This is a genomic window from Allobosea sp. WAO, from assembly GCF_001509835.1.
Taxonomy (GTDB): domain Bacteria; phylum Pseudomonadota; class Alphaproteobacteria; order Rhizobiales; family Beijerinckiaceae; genus Allobosea.
This window is the reverse complement of sequence record NZ_JXTJ01000006.1, coordinates 476439-495259: the sequence shown is the minus strand read 5'-3', so window position 1 is coordinate 495259 and position 18821 is coordinate 476439. Positions and strand designations below refer to the sequence as shown.

Below are 18821 nucleotides of genomic sequence, written 5' to 3'. Positions count from 1 at the left end.
CGTTAGGCCTTGCTGCGGCTGAGATGGGGGCGGAATTCCTTGAGGACCGGCTCATCCGCCTCGTCCTCGTCGATGATCCAGAGTTCGGCGAGCGCGGCCGTGCGCCAGGATTGATAGCCGCGCGTCGCCTGTACAGCCTCGGCATAGGCGGCGCTGACCGGATCGAGGTCGATACTGTAGCTGGTGAAGCGCGCTACGACCGGTGCGAACATCGCGTCCGCCGCGCCGAAGGCGCCGAACAGGAACGGCCCGCCTTCTCCGAAGCGCGCCCGCGCATCGCACCAGATCGCCGTGATGCGCGCGACATCGGCAGCGACCTTGGCGCCGCGATCGCGCGGGTGGAACTGGCGTGCGATATTCATTGGGCAGGCACCGCGCAAGGCCTGGAAGCCGGCATGCATCTCGGCCGCGACCGAGCGCGCCATCGCATGCGCCGCCCGCTCGCGCGGCCAGACCGGCAGGTCGGGCCTGAGATCGGCGACATGGTCCATGATCGCCAGCGATTCCCAGACCTGGATCTCGCCATCGAGCAGCGCCGGCACCTTGCCGGCCGGGGTGAAGGCGGAGATCGCCCGCTTCCATTCGGGATCGTCGAAGGTTTGCCCGAATGGAATCAAGACCTCTTCGAAGGTAATGCCGAGTTCGGTCAGCAGCAGCCAGGGCCGCAGCGACCAGGACGAGTAGTTCTTGTTGGCGATGACCAGCTTCATGCCGCCACCTGCTCCGCCATGTCGGCGGCGAAATCGAGGGCGGCCTCGACATGCAGCGCCGTGGTGTCGAAGACCGGGATCTCAAAGTCGGACTGCGACAGCAGGAGCGTGATCTCGGTGCAGCCTAGGATGACGCCGTCGGCGCCATCCTCGCGGATCGCCCGGTCTACGATCTCAAGATAACGCGCCTCCGAGGCCGCATCGATCCGGCCATGGCAGAGTTCCTCGTAGATGATGCGGTGGACATCGGGTCGCTCGGTCTCGTCCGGCACCAGCGCGTCGACGCCGAAGGCGGCGAGCCGGTCGCGATAGAAGCGCTGTTCCATGGTGAAGCGCGTCGCCAGCAAGAGCGGCCGGCGGCTCTGCGTCTTGCGGATCGCCTTGGCGGTGACGTCGGCGAGATGCAGGAAGGGCAGGTTCGTCGCCTGGGTGATGTGGTCGGCGAGCTTGTGCATGGTGTTCGTCGCCAGCACGATGCAGGAGGCGCCGCCGCTTTCGAGGCGACGGGCGCTGTTGGCCATCGCCGCGCCGGCCGCCGCCCAATCCCCGGCCGCCTGCATCTCGGCGATCGGAGAGAAATCGACCGAATGCATCAGGACATCGGCCGAATGCAGCCCGCCCCGGCGCGTCCGCACGCCCTCGTTCAGCAGCCGGTAATAGACCGCCGTCGATTCCCAGCTCATCCCGCCGATCAGGCCGATGGTCGCCATCTGCTCCCCCTGTGCCGAGGCCGTCATGCTCGGGCCCAGCGAAACGCAGACCCGAGACGCTGATGAAGAGGAGGCGCCGACCGGCGCCTCGCCCTACCTGAGATGCCCGGGTCAGGCCCGGGCATGACGCCGCCCGATCAAACGAGCTGCTTGCCCTTGGCGTCGATGATCTCGCCGGTATCGCCCTCGAAATCGGGCAGGATCATCTCGTTGTGCGCCTTGCCCGACGGAATCATCGGGAAGCAGTTCTCTTCCTTCGCGACCAGACAGTCGAAGATCACCGGGCCGGGCGTCTCGATCATCTGCATGATCGCGGCGTCGAGATCGGCCGGGTCGGAGCAGCGGATGCCCTTGCCGCCATAGGCCTCGGCCAGCTTGACGAAGTCCGGCAACGAGGCCGAATAGCTCTCCGAATAGCGCCCGCCATGCAGCAGTTCCTGCCACTGGCGCACCATGCCCATGTACTCGTTGTTCAGGATGAAGATCTTGACCGGCAGCCGGTACTGCACCGCCGTCGACATCTCCTGCATGTTCATCAGGATCGAGGCCTCGCCGGCGATGTCGATCACCAGCGCGCCCGGATTCTTCATCTGAACGCCGATCGCCGCCGGCAGGCCGTAGCCCATGGTGCCGAGCCCGCCCGAGGTCATCCAGCGGTTCGGCTCCTGGAAGCGGAAATACTGCGCCGCCCACATTTGGTGCTGGCCGACCTCGGTGGTGACGTAGGTGTTACGATCCTTCGTCAGCTCGTAGAGCCGCTCGATCGCATATTGCGGCTTGATCACCGAGCCGGACTGCTTGTAGCCGAGGCTGTTCCGCGCCCGCCACCCGTCGATCTGGGTCCACCAGGCGGTCAGCGCCGTCTTGTCGATCTGCGGCGAGGTCTCGCGCCAGATCCGGACCATGTCCTCGAGGACATGGGCGCAGTCGCCGACGATGCCGATGTCGATCTTGACGTTCTTGTTGATCGAGGACGGATCGATGTCGATGTGGATCTTCTTCGAGTGCGGCGAGAAGGCGTCGAGCCTCCCCGTGATCCGGTCGTCGAAGCGCGCGCCGATATTGATCATGACGTCGCAGTCATGCATGGCGAGGTTCGCCTCGTAGGTGCCGTGCATGCCGAGCATGCCTAGCCACTGCTTGTCGGCCGCCGGGAAGGCGCCGAGCCCCATCAGCGTCGAGGTCACCGGGTAGCCGGTCAACCGCGCGAGCTCGCGCAGCAGCGCCGAGGCGTGCGGGCCGGAATTGATGACGCCGCCGCCTGTGTAGAACACCGGCTTTTTGGCCTTGGCGATCAGCTCGACCGCAGCCTTGATCTTGTTGAGGTCGCCCTTGACCGTCGGACGGTAGGTCTTGTGCTGGTTGTCGCGCGGACGGCTATAGGCGCCGGTCGCGAACTGGATGTCCTTGGGGATGTCGATCACGACCGGGCCGGGCCGACCGTTGGCGGCGACATAGAAGGCCTCGTGCAGGACACGCGGCAGGTCGGCGATGCTCTTCACCAGATAGTTGTGCTTGGTGCAGGAGCGGGTGATGCCGACCGTGTCGCATTCCTGGAAGGCGTCCGAGCCGATCAGATGCGTCGGGACCTGGCCGGTGATGACGACGAGCGGGATCGAGTCGAGCAGCGCGTCGGTCAGGCCGGTGACGGCGTTGGTCGCGCCCGGACCCGAGGTGACGAGGACGCAACCGACCTTGCCGGCTGCGGAACGGGCATAGCCCTCGGCCGCATGGACAGCGCCCTGCTCGTGCCGGACGAGGACGTGCTTGACCTTCTCCTGCTGGAAGAGCGCGTCATAAATCGGCAGCACCGCGCCGCCAGGATAGCCGAAGAGATGCTCGACGCCCTGATCCTGAAGGGCGCGAACGACCATTTCGGCGCCTGTCATCATCTCGCTCATAACGGTCTCCTGCGCGGTCTGTCTTGTCGGGTTCAGCTGGAAAAAAGGCAATAAAAAAGGCCCTCCGAGGGGCCTGGGCGTGCGCTGGCGTTGGGGACACCCGGTTTGTTAAACCGGCCCCTACCAGCGCACCTTTACGAGAATGAACTTGCGCATGTCGCGCCCTTACAGTGAACGAATTTGGCGGACGCTAGACGAGCGCCGCCAGCCGGTCAAGCGGCTTGCAGCGCGCAATCTCGTGGCAGCGGATAATTTGCCGGTACTTTTGTTGCCGCAAAGGAACACTTTCTCAAGACCCCCCTGATAGCGATCGGCTGACGGAAGCCGGGCGCGATGTATCAGGAAGTCCACACCCACAACATCGCCGAGAGAGCCTACGCTCCCGAAGTCGCCGACCTGCTGCGCCGCTTCGAGCACAGCGCGCAGGGAGAGCTCGGCGGCGCGCCCTTCGAGGACTTCAGCCACGAGTTGCTCTCCTTCTGCAGCCGCGACATCATGATCATGGCCCCGGCCGAAGGCGATTACGTCTACGAGCACTTCGGCCGCGACATCGCCCGCAATGTGGGCGGCGACCGGACCGGCGCACGGGTCTCCGGCATGTCGCCCAACGTCTCCCGCTTCACCATCGCCTGCTATGATCAGGTGCTGGCCAGCGGCAAGCCGCTCTACTCGATCCATCGCGCCGTCAAGACCGTCCGCGTCAGCCTCTGGGAACGCCTGATTCTGCCGACGACACGCGCCGATGGCGAGCGCCGCCTCATCGTCTTCAGCAAACCCATGCATTTCCACGAGGAGCTGCTGACGACAGTGCTCGATACCTCGCCGGCCGGCATCGTCGCGCTGCGCGCCGTGCGCGACGATGAAGGCGACATCGCCCGCACCGTCATCATCACCGCCAACCGCCGCGCGGCGGCCATGGCCGGCGCTCCTGACGGTGCGCTGGTAGACAGCGACGGGCGCCAGGCCTTGCCCTTCCTCGCCGACGACACGGTCTGGCGCCGCTGCCTCTATGTCATGGAGCTGCGTCGTGGCGATATGTTCGAGACCTGCCATGTGCTCGACGGACGCGAGGTCTGGCTGCAGATCGCCCTCGCCCCGCTCGGCGACGGGCTGGTGATGACCCTCACGGACATCTCCGAGCTGAAACTCGCCAACCTAACCCTGCAAAGTCGAGCCGCGACGCTGGCGCTCGAGATCGGCAAGGAGCGCGCAACGCGGCGCGCCCTTTCCCACGAGCTCGGCCAGCGCGAGGAGCGCGAGCAGGAGCTGCGCCGCCTCGCCGAGACCGATCCGCTGACGACGCTGCTCAATCGCCGCTCGCTGACCGAGAAGGCCAATGCCGAAATCGCGGCCGCGGCCGCCTCTGGCGATGAAACCTCGCTCTTCATCATCGACCTCGACCATTTCAAGCAGGTCAACGACAGCCACGGCCATGCTGCCGGAGACGCCGTCATCCGCGCCTTCGCTGATCTCCTGCTAGGCCAGATGCGCGCCGGGCAGGATCTGGTCGGCCGCCTCGGCGGCGAGGAATTCGCGGTGCTTCTGCCGCGCACGGGAGCGCGCGAGGCGCGGCTCATCGCCGAGCGACTGCATGCCGCTCTGCGCCGGACCCATCTGCCGGTTTCGGAGACGCTCGACCTTCAGGTCACCGCCAGCATCGGCGTCTCCACGCGACATCCCGACGAGGATTTCAACACCTTCGTCGCCCGCGCCGACAAGCAGCTCTACCGGGCCAAGAACGAGGGCCGGGACTGCATCCGCAGCGCCGGGGACGAGAACGCCGCCGCCGCCTGACCGCGCGGCTCAGGACTGCCGCTCAGCCCGTCGGTTCGAGTTCGGCGAGGGCGAAGGCAAGCCCGGCCTCGGGCGCCACGGCATGCCAGCCTTCCATCTGGTGGCGGAACCAGGTGACCTGGCGCTTGGCATAGGCGCGCGTATCGGCCTTGCCTCGCGCCACGGCCTCTTCGAGCGCAAGCGTGCCGTCGAGATAGGCGATCAGCCCGGGCACGCCATGGGCACGCATCACCGGCAACAGCGGATCGAGCTGCCTTTCACGCAGCGCCGCGACCTCCTCCAGCGCTCCTGCCGCCATCATCGCGTCGAAGCGCCGGTCGATCCGCTCCCGAACCAGCTCCCGCTCCGGAGCCAGGAAGATCTGCAGCAGCTTCTGGCCTGCCAGCGGTCCCGGCTGGCGTTCGCCCTGGAAGCTGGCGAGCGAACGGCCGGTCGCGGCGATTACCTCCAGCGCTCGCATTACCCGCAGCCGATCGCTCGGGCGCAGCCGCGCCGCCATCTCCGGGTCTTTATCAGCGAGCTCGGCATGCAGCGCGTCGGTTGCGCATTCGGCCGCATGAGCCCTGAATGCGACGCGGACCGCTTCGGGCACCGGCGGAATTGCAGATAGCCCTTCGGTCAGCGCCTTGAAATAAAGGCCGGTGCCACCGACCAGCACCGGCAGGCGCCCCTGCGCCGACAGAGTGTCAAGCAACGCAGCAGCCTCAGCGGCATAGGCCGCGACCGAATGGTTCGTAGCACCATCGACATGGCCGTAGAGATGGTGAGGGACATCGCCCATCTCCTCCGGCGTCGGCCGCGCCGTGATCACCTGGAGATCGCGATAGACCTGCATCGAGTCGGCATTGACCACGCCGCCGCCGAAGCGTTGCGCCAGCGCGACGGCCAGTGCCGACTTGCCGCTCGCCGTCGGACCTGCGATGAGCACCGCGCTGTATCTCACCTCCTGCCCGGCTCCCTCATGACGCTCGTTGCCACCTTCGTCTCCGCCCATGGTCAGGCCCTGCTCGACGAGGCGCTGCTCGCCCGCCTGCGCGCCGCCTCGCCCGCTCCGGCCCGGATCGAACGCCTGGATGGCGAGATCGCGGCCGATCTCTTCGCGGAAGCCGGCGATGCGCGCAAGCTCGAAGCGACGCTGCGTGCAGCGCTCGACGGCGCCGCCGTCGACATCCTCGTCCAGCCGGCGGCGACGCGGCGCAAGCGCCTGTTCCTCGCCGACATGGATTCGACCATGATCGGCCAGGAGTGCATCGACGAGCTTGCCGCCTATGTCGGGCTGAAGGAGAAGGTCTCCGCTATCACCGAGCGCGCCATGCGCGGCGAGCTCGAATTCGAGCCGGCGCTGCGCGAGCGCGTCGCACTGCTCAAGGGCATCCCGCTCACCGTCGTCGACGAGATCATCGCCGAGCGCATCACGCTGACGCCGGGTGGCAGCGCCCTGGTGCGGACCATGCGCGCCCGTGGCGGCTACACCGCACTGGTTTCAGGTGGATTCACCGTCTTCACCGGGCCGATCGGCCGGATGATCGGCTTCGACGAGGACCGCTCGAACATCCTGCTCGGCGAAGGCCACATGTTGAAGGGAGAGGTCGCCGAGCCGATCCTCGGCAAGCAGGCCAAGCTCGATACGCTGGTTGAATTGCGCAGCCGCTTCAGCCTGCCGAACGAGGCAACGCTCGCCGTCGGCGACGGCGCCAACGATCTCGCCATGCTCGGCGAGGCCGGGCTCGGTGTCGCCTTCCGCGCCAAGCCGGCCGTCGCCGCCGCGGCCGACGCTCGACTGGACCATGCCGATCTGACCGCCCTGCTCTACGCTCAGGGCTATCGCGGCGAGGAAATCGTCAAGACCTGACCGGACGCTTCGCCCCGGCCAGGCGCGAGCCTGCCAACCGGCTCAATCGACGATGAACAGCCGCGCGCCCTTCGGCGCCCGGGACCGATGCGGCTCGGCGCCATCGGCGACCTGATAGCTCATCCCCGGCTGCAGCAGCATGACCCGGCCATCCGCCAGCGTGGTCTCAAGCTCGCCCTCAAGGCAGAGCAGGATATGGCCCTTCTCGCACCAATGGTCGGAGACGTAGCCGGGCGAATACTCGACCATCCGCACCCGGATCGCATTGTCCGCCGGACCGAAACGACGGGTGCGCCAGCTCGCCTGGCCCTGCTCACCCGCATGGAATTCGGGCTCGATGCTCGACCAGTCGGTCGTCCCGAAGGGAATTTCACTCATCCGCATCCGGTAGTTCTCCCGCAGTTGCGGGAACTCTGGCCGCTGCCGTTCCCGCTTGCCAATGCAAAAGGCTGATGACGCCGATCTGCCAGACACTGGTCAGCCAAGAAAAAGGGCGGCCTTGCGGCCGCCCTCGGGATCTTCCGTCGATAGCCGGGCTCAGTTCATCGACACAGCGACGAAGCGCACTTCGCCCTGGCCGTTCGAGACCAGCAGCAGGGCCGACTTCTTGCCCTCCTTCTTGAGGGCGTCGAGACGCTTGGTCACGTCCTCGGGCGAGTTCACCGCCTCCTGGCCGACCTCGACGACGAGCTCGCCGACCAGGATGCGCTTGTCTGCGGCGTTCGAATTGCTGTCGACCTTGGTGATGACGACGCCCTTCAGCCCGTCCTTGATCGAGTAGCGCTTGCGCAGCTCCTCGCTCTGGGCCGAAAGCTCGAGGCCGAGCGCCGAGGTCACGGCCGGCTTGGCAGCTTCTGCCGGCTTGTTGTTGGCCGAAGCCTGCTGGACCTTCTCGCCATCCTCGAGCCGGCCGAGCTTGACCGTCTTGGTGACTTCCTTGCCCTTGCGCATCACCTGCATCGGCACGTCCTTGCCGACCGGCGTCGCCGCCACGATGCGCGGCAGGTCGCGCGAATCCTTGACGTCCTTGCCGTCGAACTTGACGATCACGTCGCCGATCTCGAGGCCCGCCGGCTTGGCCGGGCCCTTGTCGTCGACGCCAGCGACGAGAGCGCCGCGCGCCGTACCGAGGCCGAGCGCCTCGGCGGTGGCGTCATCGACGTTCTGGATGCGCACACCGAGCCAGCCGCGCCGGGTCTCGCCGAACTCCTTGAGCTGGTCGACGATGTTCGTCGCCAGCGAGGACGGCACGGCAAAGCCGATGCCGACCGAGCCGCCGGTCGGCGACAGGATCGCGGTGTTGATGCCGATGACCTCGCCGGCCATGTTGAACAGGGGACCGCCGGAATTGCCCTTGTTGATGGCCGCGTCGGTCTGGATATAGGTGTCGTAGGGACCCTGGTTGATGTCGCGGTTGCGCGCCGAAACGATGCCCGACGAGACCGAGCCTCCGAGACCGAACGGGTTGCCGATCGCCATCACTGGATCGCCGATCCGCATCTTGTCGGAATCGCCGAACTTGACGAAGGGCAGCGGCTTGTCGTGCTTCACCCGCAGCACGGCGAGGTCGACCTTGGCGTCCTTACCGATCACCTCGGCCTTGAGCCGCAGCCCGTCACCGAACACCACCGTGATCTCGTTGGCATCGCCGATGACGTGGTTGTTGGTCACCACGATTCCCGACGGATCGATCACGAAGCCCGAGCCTGCCGATTGCGAACGGCGCTGCTGCGGGGCTTGGCGCTCGCCCTGCTGATTCTGCTGGCCCTGGCCGCGGCGGTTGAAGAACTCTTCGAACAGATCGCCGAACGGCGTGTCGGGGCCCAGCTGCGGCAGCTGCGGCAAGGTGCGGCCGCGCGTCTCGCTCGTCGTCACCGCGGCGATGTTGACCACGGCCGGCATCACGCGCTCGGCAAGGTCGGCCAGCGAAATCTGGCCCTGCACCTGCGGCGAGGCTGCCGTCGCCTGGCCGAATGCCGGCGCCGCAAGCGGCACCCCGAGCGCGACACCGGCGAGGAGCGCGACGCGCGTCAGGCGGGAGGCATGGGAGAGTTTGCTTGCCATCGATGTCCTCGTGAGAAGGTCGCGCCTTGCTGGCATTGCAGCGCAGCCGAAATCTGAACGCAACTCAGAACGCCAAAATGCGGCGGAAGGGCGACGCAAGATTGCGCGATCACGCGCTTCTGACCGCCGAATGCAGCGACCGGCAGGCGGATACCGCCTGCCGGTCAAAATTTGGTGCCGATCGCCCTCGATCGGCGAAGCGGCCACGCTCCCGGCCTCCGGCCGAAAAGCGAAAGCCGCTTCTCGGATGTCAGCGCTGGCCTAACCGCGCACCAGCCAGACCAGCAGCACGCCGACGATCGCCGAGACGATGCCGATCAGCCGCATCCGATCGGGCGGCGTCTCGGCCGCGCTGCGCAGCGCATCCTTGGCGAGATGCGGAATGGCAGCGAACAGAATCCCCTCGATGGCGAAGACCAGGCCCAATGCCGCGAGGAAATCCGTCATGCCGCCCCGACGCCCGCTTGAGATCAGGGCCGGGCGGCGCCGGCCGCCGGAGCAGCGCCGGCAGCGGCGGGTGCCGCTCCCTGCTTGCCGCCGGCCGGATCGTTGAAGAAGCGGAAGAAGGGCGAATCCGGCGAGAGCAGCATGCGCGTATCCCCGGCCTTCAGGCTTGCTTCATAGGCCTGCATCGACCGGTAGAAGGCGAAGAACTCCGGATCCTTGCCGAAGCCTTCGGCGAAGATGCGGTTGCGTTCGCCTTCGCCCTGGCCGCGAATCTCGTCCGACTTGCGCTGCGCCTCGGCCACGATGATCGTCGCCTCGCGCTCGGCCCTGGCCCGGATTTCCTGCGCCTGCTGGGCACCGAGCGCGCGAGCTTCGGCAGCCTCGCGCTGACGCTCGGTCTGCATGCGCTGGAACACCGCCTGCGAGTTGGCCTGCGGCAGGTCGACCCGGCGCAGACGAACGTCGACGACGGTCATGCCGAAGCGGGCCGCCTCGCGGTTCACATCGTCGCGGATGCGGTTCATCAGCCGCGAGCGGTCGTTGCGAACCATCGAGGTGAAGGTCGCCTCGGCCAGCACCGAACGGACGTTACCGTTGACGATCGAAGCCAGCTGCGAGTTGGCGCGCGGGATGTTGTTGACCGCCTGGTAGAAGCGCAGCGGATCGGAGATCCGGTAGCGCGTGAAGGCGTCGACGACGAGACGCTTCTGGTCGGCGGCGATGATTTCCTGCGCCGGCAGGTCGAGGTCGAGGATGCGGTTGTCGAGATAGACGACCTGCTCGAAGGGCGCCGGCAGCTTGAAATAGAGGCCGGGCGCAGTGACGACGCTGCGCACCGCGCCGAAGCGCAGCACGATGGCCGACTGGGTCTGCTGCACCACGAAGGTCGCGACGTAGAACACGACGGCCGCGATGCCGATCAGCGCGAGCGCGCCGACGCGAAGGAAGCCGTTCATCGCACCGCTCCCTGCTGCTGGGCCTGGCCGGCCGGACGACGGGGCTGCCCAAGTTCGGAGAGAGGCAGATAGGGGACGACGCCGCTGCCGGACTTGTTCTGATCGAGGATGATCTTGTCCATGCCGCCGAGGACACGCTCCATGGTTTCGATGAAGAGACGCTCGCGGGTCACGCCCGGCGCGTTCTTGTACTGCTCGTAGACCGCGGTGAAGCGGCTGATCTGGCCGAGCGCCTCATTGACCGTCTGGTCCTTGAAGGCTTCGGCGGACTGGATCAGTTGCGCCGAGCGACCGCGCGATTCCGGCACGACCCGGTTGGCATAGGTCTCGGCCTCGTTGCGCAGGCGCTCCTGGTCGGCGCGCGCCGCCTGGACGTCGCGGAAGGCGTCGATGACCTGCTGCGGCGGATCGACCTTCTGGAGCTGGACAAGCCTGATCTGCACGCCAGCCCGATAGGAGTTGAGCGTGTCCTGCATCAGCTGGCGCACCTCGGTCTCGATCTGGGCGCGGTCGGTGGTCAGCACCGGCTGGATGTTGCGCCGGCCGATGACCTCGCGCATCGCGCTCTCGGCCACGGCCTTCACGGTTCCCGGCGGGTCCTGGATGTTGAAGACGAAGGCCTCGGGCGCACCCGGGTCGATCTGCCACTGCACGATCACGTCGATGTCGACGATGTTCTCGTCGCCGGTCAGCATCAGGCTTTCCTCGGGCACGTCGCTCTGGCGCGAAGCGCGCACGGATTCGACGGTCCGGAAGCCGACCTCGGTGGTGATGACGTTGGTGACCTGGGGCTTGATCACGCTGCCGATCGGGTAAGGCAGGTTGTAGTTCAGGCCCTGGCCGGTCTTGCCGACATATTTGCCGAAGATCAGGTTGAGGCCGACCTCGTTCGGGCGCACCGTATAGACGCCGGTAGCGAGCCAGACGAGCACGAGGCCGAGGCCGATCAGGAGCGCGCCGCGCCCGCCGAGATTGCCGCCGGGCATGAAGTTCTTCAGCCGGTCCTGGCCGCGCCGGATGATTTCCTCGAGATCGGGAGGCGTGCCGCCGCCCGAAGGACCGCCGCCCCAAGGACCGCCGCCATTGCCGCCGCCGCCGCCGCGCTGGCCCCAAGGACCACCTCCGCCGCCGCTTCCCCCGCTACCGCCGCTCTGGTTGCTCCAAGGCATTCTTCAGCCGTTCCTCACTTTAATACCGACCGTGCAATAACCGAACGGCAGTTCATTGTCAGCGCCGGGCGGCGCGATGCGCTGTGACTTGGGCATCGGCCACGGATTCGTCAACGACGCAAGCCCCTTTCGTCGTAAGCCATTTGTCGCGCCGGCGCTCGAAAGGGCTCAAATGCGGCGCTCGAAGCTGGCGAAACTGAAAGCGTGCTCATCTTCCGCCGAAGCGGGATGGTCGCTGCGCGACGTCTCGCGAAAGGCGTCGCGGTCCCAGGACGGAAACTCGGCGTCGCCCTCCGGCGCGGCATGGACGAAGGTCAGCTCCAGCCGGTCGACCAGCGGCAGGGCAAGCGCATAGATCTCGCTGCCTCCCCCGATGATCACGGCGCCAGAGCCCTTCTCGGCCCCGAGCCGCTGCGCCAGCGCCAGCGCCTCCTCCAGCGAAGTCGCGACTTCGACCCCTTCGGCCCGGAAATCCGGATCGCGCGTCAGCACCACGGTGTGCCGACCCGGCAGCGGCTTGCCGATCGAGAGGAAGGTCTTGCGCCCCATGATGATCGGGCAGCCCATGGTCAGCGCGCGAAAGCGCCGCATATCGGTCTTCAGGCGCCAGATCAGGCTGTTCTCGCTGCCGATCACGCCGTTGTCAGCGACCGCCGCGACGAGCACGACCGGGAGTTTCGCCACCTCTGCGGACACCGGCTTAGCCACCTTGCGCCAGCCTCGCCAGCGCTTCGCCGTCGAGGCGCTTCACCGTCCATTCGTCCTGCGCCACCGCCCCGATCGAGCGGTAGAACACCCGCGAGGGCTCGTTCCAGTTCAGCACCCACCAGGCGAAGCGCGAGAGCCCTTCATCGACGCAGCGCCTGGCGAGACGCACCATCAGCGCCTTGCCGATGCCTTGCCCGCGATGCTCGGGCCGCACGAACAGATCCTCGAGCCAGATGCCGTGCCGGCCGGTGAAGGTCGAATAGGTGTAGAACCAGATCGCGAAGCCGGCCGGCTTCCCGTCCCATTCGGCGATATCGCAGAAGACCTTGGGCTCGGGCTCGAACAGCGCCCTGGCGATGTCGGCCTCGCTGGCCACGACCTCGTGCAGCAGCTTCTCGTATTCTGCGAGCTCGCGGATAAAGCCGAGTACGAGGCCGGCGTCCTCGGGCCGGGCGGGGCGAATGGAGAGCGTCATACCGCGATCGGCGCCTTGATGCCGGGATGCGGGTCATAGCCTTCGATCGCGATATCCTCGAAGCGGAACTCCTCGAGCTTCGTCACTGCCGGATTGAGCTTCAGCGTCGGCAGCGCCCGCGGCTCGCGCGAAAGCTGCAGCTTCGCCTGATCGAGATGGTTCACGTAGAGATGCGTGTCGCCGAAGGAGTGGACGAACTCGCCGACGCCGAGCCCCGTCACCTGCGCGACCATATGGGTCAAAAGCGCATAGCTCGCGACATTGAAGGGCACGCCGAGGAAGACGTCCGCCGAGCGCTGATAGAGCTGGCAGGAGAGCTTGCCGTCCGCGACGAAGAACTGGAACAGGCAATGGCAGGGCGCCAGCGCCATCTTTGGGATGTCGGCCGGGTTCCAGGCCGAGACGATCAGGCGGCGCGAATCCGGGTTGCGGCGGATCTCGTTCACCAGCCAGGCGATCTGGTCGATGGTCTGCCCGTCGGGCGCCGGCCAGGAGCGCCATTGCCTGCCATAGACCGGGCCGAGATCGCCGTTCGCATCGGCCCATTCGTCCCAGATCGTGACACCGTTATCCTGCAGGTAGCGCACATTGGTGTCGCCACGCAGGAACCAGATCAGCTCGTGGATGATCGACTTCAGATGCAGCTTCTTGGTCGTCACCAGCGGGAAGCCGGCGGCGAGGTCGAAGCGCATCTGGTGGCCGAACACGGCAAGCGTGCCGGTACCGGTGCGGTCGTCCTTGCGGACACCTTCGTCGAGAACGCGTTTCAGGAGGTCGTGATACTGGCGCATGCCCGCATCTAGCCGGATTCGAGCGCGCTTCAAAAGAGCCGCTGCCGCGCCGTCCAGAGACGTTTGCGCATGCGGCCCCGCAGCAACACGCAGGCGCTCACGAAAACGGCATCACCTGTGACGGTCTGCCCCGCTGCAATGCCGAACCTGCGCCCCAATCTGAATGCCCGATGAAGACAAGGGGCGCTTCGGGCCTGCGCACAATCGGCCCGTGCTGATGAGGATTGGATCATGAGCAGAATGAAGTTGCTGGCTGCCGCTTTCAGTGCGGCGTTGATGGCCGGCGGGGCCCTCGCCGCCCCAAAAGATCCACCGGAGACCAAATCTGCAACCGTAGGCAAGATCAGCGAGGCCCAGGCCCGCATCATCGCCTTCGGCCACGGACTCGTCCATGTCGAGGAGATATCGCTTCTCGACGGCCGCTGGGAGATCGCCGGGCGCGATCCTTCCGGCGACGAACTGCTGATCGACCTGAACGCCGGGGATGGCTCGCTGCTGCGCTGAGGGCTCGCCAGTCTGGAAACGCCGCAAACAAGCGTCTCTTTCGGGCAACCCTCGCAGTGCTTTGCGATAAATGAGCCGGAAAACCGTCCTGCTCTCTTCCCCCCCGCGACCACAGCGCCTATATTCGCTTTGCCGTTCGCAAGGACGGCTATGGCGATAAACGGACGTCGTAATAAGCCTTTCGGACCCGGGGGCGGTACCCGGCGCCTCCACCACAGCCCTGCGGCGCGAGCGGCAGGAGACTTGCAGCCCTCGGGGTGCAGGGCTGCGGCGGGGGCGAAATAGGATCGACGAGGGTGTAAAGGCCGTCTTTTTGCCCGGTATTGTTCCGCCGTTACAGGGCTAACGCATAGTTGCCAACGACAACAATGCTCGGGTTGCTGTCGCCGCGTAAGCGGTGCTGGTTCCCAAACCTAAGTCCTTCCGTTTAGCGACGTAAGGCGGGGCTCGGAGGCGCCTGGCAACAGAAGCCTCCACTTTTTTTGGAGGAAGGGCGGCCTGCCGGTTGAGCGTTGCGCAAAAAACTGGGAACCGGTCGTCTCGCGGGAGCCATGCTCTCCAATGATGGACTAGACGGAATCCGGACCCGATGACCCAGGACATTCTCCGCTACGACCTGATGGTCCAGGACGCGCTCAAGGGAGTCGTCCGCAAGATTCTGTCGGAGGCGGGCCGCGACGGTTTGCCGGGCGACCATCATTTCTACATCACCTTCCGGACCACGGCGCCGGGCGTGCGCCTGTCGCAGCGGCTGCGCGAGAAGCACCCGGACGAGATGACGATCGTGCTCCAGCACCAGTTCTGGGACCTGAACGTCAGCGACCACGCCTTCGAGGTCGGGCTGTCCTTTTCGGGCGTGCCCGAGCGTCTGCTGATCCCCTATGACGCGATCACCACCTTCTTCGATCCGTCGGTCCAGTTCGGTCTGAAGTTCGAGACGCAGGACGCTCCGGGCGAGGCGCAGGCGGAAGCCGCCGAGGCGCCGAAGGGCCCGCGCGGTGCCGGCTCCGAGCCGAGCGTCGCCCCCGCAGTGCCGCTGGCGCTCGCCGGTAAGACTCCGCAGAAGGCTTTGCCGGCCGTCAAGCTGAAGGCGGGAGCCGCCGAAGAGGGCGAGACGCCTGCCGAAGCCGCCGAGAAGCCCGCGGAAACCGAGGAGGAAGGCGGCGCCCAGGTCGTCAGCCTCGACGCATTCCGCAAGAAAACCTGAGATCCCGCCATGACCGAGTATCGTTCCGAGACCGATTCCTTCGGTCCGATCTCCGTTGCCGCCGATCGCTATTGGGCGGCGCAGACGCAGCGCTCGCTCGAGAATTTCCGCATTGGCGGGCCGGCCGAACGCCTGCCGCTGCCGCTCGTGCACGCGCTGGTGCTGGTCAAGAAGGCTGCGGCCATCGTCAACACCCGCCTCGGCCTGCTCGACGCCAAGGTCGAGGCCGCCATCGTCCAGGCCGCCGATGAGGCGTTGTCAGGCCGCTTCGACGACCATTTCCCACTGGTGGTCTGGCAGACCGGCTCCGGCACTCAGTCCAACATGAACGCCAACGAGGTCCTCGCCAACCGCGCCAATGAGATCCTCGGCGCGGGTCTCGGCGCCAAGAGCCCGGTCCACCCGAACGACCACGTCAACAAGGGCCAGTCCTCCAATGACAGCTTCCCGACGGCGATCCATATCGCCGCCGCGCTCGCGGTCTCACGGGACCTGTTGCCGGCGCTGACCCGGCTCAAGGACGCGCTCGACGTCAAGGCCAAGGCCTATGCCGACCTCGTCAAGATCGGCCGCACCCATCTGCAGGACGCGACGCCAGTCACGCTCGGCCAGGAATTCTCCGGTTATGTCGCGCAGATCCAGCTCGGCATCGCCCGCATCGAGCAGACCCTGCCGGGCCTGCTGGCGCTCGCCCAAGGTGGCACCGCGGTCGGCACCGGCCTCAACGCCCATCCGGATTTTGCCAAGGCGTTCTCATCCGAGATCGCGCGGCTGACCGGCCTGCCCTTCCGCACCGCCGACAATCTCTTCGAGGCGCTGGCGAGCCATGGCGCGATGACCTACAGCCATGGCGCGCTGACCGCGCTCGCCATGGATCTGTTCAAGATCGCCAACGACATCCGCCTGATGGGTTCGGGCCCGCGCTCGGGCCTTGGCGAGCTCAGCCTGCCGGAGAACGAGCCGGGATCCTCGATCATGCCGGGCAAGGTCAACCCGACCCAAGCCGAGGCGCTGACCATGGTGGCGACCAGAGTGCACGGCAACCAGGCGACCATCGCCTTCGCCGCCAGCCAGGGCCATTTCGAGCTCAACGTCTTCAAGCCGGTGATCGCGCAGGCCTTCCTGCAATCGGCGCGCCTTCTGGCGGACGCAGCCGAGAGCTTCCGCCTCAACTGCGTCGAGGGCATCGAGCCCAATCGCGAGCGGCTGGAGGAGTTGCTGTCGCGCTCGCTGATGCTGGTAACGGCGCTCGCCCCCGCGATCGGCTACGACAAGGCCGCCGCCATCGCCAAGGCGGCCCATCACAACGGCACGACCCTGCGCGAGGAAGCGCTCAGGGCTGGCGTCGACGCGGCGCTGTTCGACCGCACCGTCGTGCCCGGGCACATGCTCGGCCCGGCCTGAGCGATGGCCGACATCGTCAATCTTCGCCGCGCCCGCAAGGCCCGCGACCGCGCGACGGCCGAAGCGCAGGCCGCGCATAACCGGATCGAGTTCGGCCGCACCAAGGCCGAACGCAAGCTGACGGAAGCCGAGAAGGCGCTGCAGGCGGCCCGGCTCGAAGGTCACCGCTTGGACGCGGCGAAGGACGACAAGGACAAGGCGTGAGCGCCCTGCGCAAGCGCTCACTGGCCATCGCCGGCCACCGCACCAGCGTCTCGCTCGAGGAACCCTTCTGGGAGGCGCTGAAGGAGATCGCCGCCGGCGAAGGCCGACCGCTCGCCAGCCTCGTCGCCGAGATCGACCTCGCCCGCGGCGAGGCCAACCTCTCCTCCGCCTTGCGCCTGCACGTCCTCGCGCATTACCGCGCCCGCGCCGGAGCCGCGTCGCTCAGCCCTGCGGGTTGATCAGAACCCGGCGTGCCGTCTCGACCACGGCGCGCGTGAGATCGGCCAGCCGGTCCGACGCGATCCGATTGACCTGCCAGAACAGCGGAATGTCGAGCGGCCTGCCGAGCTCGAGCTCGCGCAGCCGCCCGGCGGCGATATGATCCTTCACGAGAAGTTCGGGATTGACGCACCAGCCGATGCCCAGAAGGCTTGCATCGACGAAGCCCTGTGTCGAAGGCACCCAGTGGACGGGATGATCCGGGCTCGCACCGAAGGCGAGCTGCATCCACTGGCGCTGCAGCCGGTCCTTCTGGTTGAAGACCAGCGAGGGTGCCAGCGCGAGTGCGTGCAATGTCACGCCCTCGGGGAAATGCCGCGCGACGAAATCCGGGCTCGCCGTCGCGCGGTAGCGGAGCGAGCCGAGCGGCATGACGCGGCAGCCCTGGATCGGCTGTGCCAGTGCCGTGACCGCGGCGAGCACACGGCCGCGCCGCAGCCACTCGGCGGTATGCTCCTGATCGTCGACGGCGATGTCGAGCAGATGCGGGCTGTGCTCCGCGAAGGTCGCGACGGCGCGCAAGAACCAGGTTCCGAGGCTGTCGGCATTGGTCGCGACCCGCAAGGTCACGCGCTGCACCGCCGCACCGTCCTCGGCCAGGGCCGGCAGCCGCTCCATCAGGTCCCGCTCGAGCAGCCCGACCTGCTCCATGTGGCGGCAGAGCCATTCGCCCCGCTCGGTCGCCGTGCAGGGCTGCCCCCTGACGATCAGCACCGTGCCCATCCGCTCCTCGAGCTGCTTGACGCGCTGCGAGACGGCCGAAGGCGTGACGTTCAGGGCCTGAGCTGCCCTTTCGAAGCTACCGGTGCGAACGACGAGGGACACGGCCTGCAGCGCCGGATAGTCGAGCATGAACCTTAGCCTGACTTAATTGGCGTTATCAGATTTAACTACACTAAGGCCGTGATCGAGCCTAGGCGGGGCGGGCAAACCGGAACCCGCAACGATGCCCTTTTCCGTCTACGTCACCGGCTTCACCATGGGCCTCAGCCTGATCGTCGCGATCGGCGCGCAGAACAGCTTCGTGCTGCGGCAGGGGCTACGTAACGAACATGTCTTCGCGGTCTGCCTGACCTGCGCCCTCTCCGATGCGGTGTTGATCCTCGCCGGCGTCATCGGCCTGCGGCAGGCGACGGCGATGCTGCCCTTGCTCGAGCCGGCGCTACGCTATGGCGGCGCCGCCTTCCTCATCTGGTACGGCACCCGAAGCCTGCTTTCGGCGCTCCGCTCTTCCGAGGCCCTGGCGGTCGGCACCGCCGGCGGCGCCAGCCTCTCGGCGAGCCTCGCGACCTGCGCCGCCCTGACCTGGCTCAACCCGCATGTCTATCTCGACACGGTCCTGCTCATCGGCAGCATCGCCAGCCAGTTTCCCGGGCAGGAGCTGATCTTCGCCGCCGGCGCGATGACCGCCTCCTTCCTGTTCTTCTTCGGGCTCGGCTACGGCGCCCGCTGGCTGCGCCCGCTCTTCGCCAATCCGGCGGCCTGGCGCATTCTCGACGGCATCGTCGCGGCCACCATGTGGGCGATCGCCTTCAAGCTGATCCGGGGAAGCTGAGGCGACAAGCCAGCAGAAGATCCAATCTACTCAAAGACTTGCAAAGAAATCCTGACGCGGCGTTGGAAATTGTTCAACCGGCTGGCCAGCC

At 66.7% G+C, this 18821-nt stretch carries 21 protein-coding genes and 1 other RNA gene; 9 read left to right on the top strand and 13 right to left on the bottom strand.

Annotated elements, in window-relative coordinates; translation table 11 throughout:
• Positions 1–2 precede the first annotated feature (2 nt).
• From DK26_RS11455 to DK26_RS11445, 3 genes are all read right to left on the bottom strand, one after another.
• Positions 3–710, bottom strand: a complete 708-nt coding sequence (locus DK26_RS11455; RefSeq protein WP_066471990.1) for a glutathione S-transferase family protein — start codon at positions 708–710, stop codon at positions 3–5.
• Positions 707–1420 (bottom strand): aspartate/glutamate racemase family protein, encoded by a 714-nt coding sequence (locus DK26_RS11450; RefSeq protein ID WP_066471989.1) that lies wholly within the window; start codon positions 1418–1420, stop codon positions 707–709. The genes DK26_RS11455 and DK26_RS11450 overlap by 4 nt, the downstream gene beginning before the upstream one ends.
• 137 nt (positions 1421–1557) lie before the next feature.
• On the bottom strand, positions 1558–3321 hold the full coding sequence (locus tag DK26_RS11445) for an acetolactate synthase 3 large subunit (protein ID WP_066471988.1): 1764 nt from the start codon (positions 3319–3321) through the stop codon (positions 1558–1560).
• Between the two features lie 333 nt (positions 3322–3654).
• Here DK26_RS11445 and DK26_RS11440 point away from each other — a divergent pair, with 333 nt between their 5' ends.
• Positions 3655–5115, top strand: a complete 1461-nt coding sequence (locus tag DK26_RS11440) for a sensor domain-containing diguanylate cyclase (RefSeq protein ID WP_066471986.1) — start codon at positions 3655–3657, stop codon at positions 5113–5115.
• A gap of 22 nt (positions 5116–5137) precedes the next feature.
• Here DK26_RS11440 and miaA read toward each other — a convergent pair whose 3' ends face one another.
• Entirely contained in the window at positions 5138–6109 is a 972-nt protein-coding gene (gene miaA / locus DK26_RS11435) for a tRNA (adenosine(37)-N6)-dimethylallyltransferase MiaA (RefSeq protein ID WP_083533178.1), read from the bottom strand.
• Here miaA and serB point away from each other — a divergent pair.
• Complete coding sequence (gene serB / locus DK26_RS11430) at positions 6077–6967, top strand: phosphoserine phosphatase SerB (protein WP_066471981.1); 891 nt, start codon at positions 6077–6079, stop codon at positions 6965–6967. The genes miaA and serB overlap by 33 nt on opposite strands.
• Positions 6968–7009: 42 nt before the next feature.
• On the opposite strand, the gene DK26_RS11425 is transcribed toward serB, so the two are convergent.
• The 8 genes from DK26_RS11425 to DK26_RS11390 form a co-directional block, all read right to left on the bottom strand.
• Complete coding sequence (locus DK26_RS11425) at positions 7010–7351, bottom strand: DHCW motif cupin fold protein (protein ID WP_066471980.1); 342 nt, start codon at positions 7349–7351, stop codon at positions 7010–7012.
• A 153-nt stretch (positions 7352–7504) separates the two neighbouring features.
• Positions 7505–9031 carry a DegQ family serine endoprotease gene (locus tag DK26_RS11420; RefSeq protein WP_083533147.1) on the bottom strand — a complete coding sequence of 509 codons (1527 nt, stop codon included), beginning with the start codon at positions 9029–9031 and terminating at the stop codon, positions 7505–7507.
• Between the two features lie 261 nt (positions 9032–9292).
• Positions 9293–9478 carry a DUF2065 domain-containing protein gene (locus DK26_RS11415; protein ID WP_066471979.1) on the bottom strand — a complete coding sequence of 62 codons (186 nt, stop codon included), beginning with the start codon at positions 9476–9478 and terminating at the stop codon, positions 9293–9295.
• Positions 9479–9501: 23 nt separating this feature from the next.
• Positions 9502–10434, bottom strand: a complete 933-nt coding sequence (locus tag DK26_RS11410; RefSeq protein WP_066471978.1) for a protease modulator HflC — start codon at positions 10432–10434, stop codon at positions 9502–9504.
• On the bottom strand, positions 10431–11603 hold the full coding sequence (hflK, locus tag DK26_RS11405) for an FtsH protease activity modulator HflK (RefSeq protein WP_066471976.1): 1173 nt from the start codon (positions 11601–11603) through the stop codon (positions 10431–10433). Before hflK ends, DK26_RS11410 begins: the two co-directional genes overlap by 4 nt.
• Before the next feature lie 168 nt (positions 11604–11771).
• Positions 11772–12287, bottom strand: a complete 516-nt coding sequence (locus DK26_RS11400) for a dihydrofolate reductase (RefSeq protein WP_066472626.1) — start codon at positions 12285–12287, stop codon at positions 11772–11774.
• Between the two features lie 16 nt (positions 12288–12303).
• Positions 12304–12786: a GNAT family N-acetyltransferase gene (locus DK26_RS11395; protein ID WP_066471974.1), complete on the bottom strand. Its 483-nt coding sequence runs from the start codon at positions 12784–12786 to the stop codon at positions 12304–12306.
• The gene (locus DK26_RS11390) at positions 12783–13577 is read right to left on the bottom strand and encodes a thymidylate synthase (RefSeq protein WP_066471971.1); all 795 of its coding nucleotides are present in this window, start codon (positions 13575–13577) and stop codon (positions 12783–12785) included. Before DK26_RS11390 ends, DK26_RS11395 begins: the two co-directional genes overlap by 4 nt.
• Before the next feature lie 231 nt (positions 13578–13808).
• On the opposite strand from DK26_RS11390, the gene DK26_RS11385 reads away from it, so the two are divergent.
• The 6 genes from DK26_RS11385 to DK26_RS11360 all read left to right on the top strand — a co-directional run bounded on the left by DK26_RS11385 (position 13809) and on the right by DK26_RS11360 (position 17135).
• Complete coding sequence (locus tag DK26_RS11385; RefSeq protein WP_083533145.1) at positions 13809–14081, top strand: PepSY domain-containing protein; 273 nt, start codon at positions 13809–13811, stop codon at positions 14079–14081.
• Positions 14082–14173: 92 nt separating this feature from the next.
• Positions 14174–14559, top strand: a transfer-messenger RNA (tmRNA) gene (gene ssrA, locus DK26_RS11380).
• Between the two features lie 111 nt (positions 14560–14670).
• Positions 14671–15288, top strand: a complete 618-nt coding sequence (locus DK26_RS11375; protein ID WP_066471968.1) for a ClpXP protease specificity-enhancing factor SspB — start codon at positions 14671–14673, stop codon at positions 15286–15288.
• 9 nt (positions 15289–15297) lie between these two features.
• Positions 15298–16692, top strand: a complete 1395-nt coding sequence (fumC, locus tag DK26_RS11370; RefSeq protein WP_066471967.1) for a class II fumarate hydratase — start codon at positions 15298–15300, stop codon at positions 16690–16692.
• A 3-nt stretch (positions 16693–16695) separates the two neighbouring features.
• Positions 16696–16896 carry a DUF4169 family protein gene (locus DK26_RS11365; protein ID WP_066471965.1) on the top strand — a complete coding sequence of 67 codons (201 nt, stop codon included), beginning with the start codon at positions 16696–16698 and terminating at the stop codon, positions 16894–16896.
• Positions 16893–17135 (top strand): ribbon-helix-helix domain-containing protein, encoded by a 243-nt coding sequence (locus DK26_RS11360; protein WP_066471963.1) that lies wholly within the window; start codon positions 16893–16895, stop codon positions 17133–17135. The genes DK26_RS11365 and DK26_RS11360 overlap by 4 nt, the downstream gene beginning before the upstream one ends.
• On the opposite strand, the gene DK26_RS11355 is transcribed toward DK26_RS11360, so the two are convergent.
• Positions 17119–18027, bottom strand: coding sequence for a LysR family transcriptional regulator ArgP (locus DK26_RS11355; protein WP_066471959.1), 909 nt, complete (start codon positions 18025–18027; stop codon positions 17119–17121). The two genes, DK26_RS11360 and DK26_RS11355, sit on opposite strands and share 17 nt — an antisense overlap.
• A gap of 94 nt (positions 18028–18121) precedes the next feature.
• On the opposite strand from DK26_RS11355, the gene DK26_RS11350 reads away from it, so the two are divergent.
• The gene (locus DK26_RS11350) at positions 18122–18730 is read left to right on the top strand and encodes a LysE/ArgO family amino acid transporter (RefSeq protein ID WP_066471955.1); all 609 of its coding nucleotides are present in this window, start codon (positions 18122–18124) and stop codon (positions 18728–18730) included.
• The last annotated feature ends 91 nt before the right edge of the window (positions 18731–18821 follow it).

Bases quoted from the DNA above. Each gene is read 5' to 3' on its own strand.
- DK26_RS11455 (WP_066471990.1), bottom strand. From the start codon at position 710: ATGAAGCTGGTCATCGCCAACAAGAACTACTCGTCCTGGTCGCTGCGG.
- DK26_RS11450 (WP_066471989.1), bottom strand. From the start codon at position 1,420: ATGGCGACCATCGGCCTGATCGGCGGGATGAGCTGGGAATCGACGGCG.
- DK26_RS11445 (WP_066471988.1), bottom strand. From the start codon at position 3,321: ATGAGCGAGATGATGACAGGCGCCGAAATGGTCGTTCGCGCCCTTCAG.
- DK26_RS11440 (WP_066471986.1), top strand. From the start codon at position 3,655: ATGTATCAGGAAGTCCACACCCACAACATCGCCGAGAGAGCCTACGCT.
- serB (WP_066471981.1), top strand. From the start codon at position 6,077: ATGACGCTCGTTGCCACCTTCGTCTCCGCCCATGGTCAGGCCCTGCTC.
- miaA (WP_083533178.1), bottom strand. From the start codon at position 6,109: ATGGGCGGAGACGAAGGTGGCAACGAGCGTCATGAGGGAGCCGGGCAG.
- DK26_RS11425 (WP_066471980.1), bottom strand. From the start codon at position 7,351: ATGCGGATGAGTGAAATTCCCTTCGGGACGACCGACTGGTCGAGCATC.
- DK26_RS11420 (WP_083533147.1), bottom strand. From the start codon at position 9,031: ATGGCAAGCAAACTCTCCCATGCCTCCCGCCTGACGCGCGTCGCGCTC.
- DK26_RS11415 (WP_066471979.1), bottom strand. From the start codon at position 9,478: ATGACGGATTTCCTCGCGGCATTGGGCCTGGTCTTCGCCATCGAGGGG.
- DK26_RS11410 (WP_066471978.1), bottom strand. From the start codon at position 10,434: ATGAACGGCTTCCTTCGCGTCGGCGCGCTCGCGCTGATCGGCATCGCG.
- hflK (WP_066471976.1), bottom strand. From the start codon at position 11,603: ATGCCTTGGAGCAACCAGAGCGGCGGTAGCGGGGGAAGCGGCGGCGGA.
- DK26_RS11395 (WP_066471974.1), bottom strand. From the start codon at position 12,786: ATGACGCTCTCCATTCGCCCCGCCCGGCCCGAGGACGCCGGCCTCGTA.
- DK26_RS11390 (WP_066471971.1), bottom strand. From the start codon at position 13,577: ATGCGCCAGTATCACGACCTCCTGAAACGCGTTCTCGACGAAGGTGTC.
- DK26_RS11385 (WP_083533145.1), top strand. From the start codon at position 13,809: ATGAGCAGAATGAAGTTGCTGGCTGCCGCTTTCAGTGCGGCGTTGATG.
- DK26_RS11375 (WP_066471968.1), top strand. From the start codon at position 14,671: ATGACCCAGGACATTCTCCGCTACGACCTGATGGTCCAGGACGCGCTC.
- fumC (WP_066471967.1), top strand. From the start codon at position 15,298: ATGACCGAGTATCGTTCCGAGACCGATTCCTTCGGTCCGATCTCCGTT.
- DK26_RS11365 (WP_066471965.1), top strand. From the start codon at position 16,696: ATGGCCGACATCGTCAATCTTCGCCGCGCCCGCAAGGCCCGCGACCGC.
- DK26_RS11355 (WP_066471959.1), bottom strand. From the start codon at position 18,027: ATGCTCGACTATCCGGCGCTGCAGGCCGTGTCCCTCGTCGTTCGCACC.
- DK26_RS11350 (WP_066471955.1), top strand. From the start codon at position 18,122: ATGCCCTTTTCCGTCTACGTCACCGGCTTCACCATGGGCCTCAGCCTG.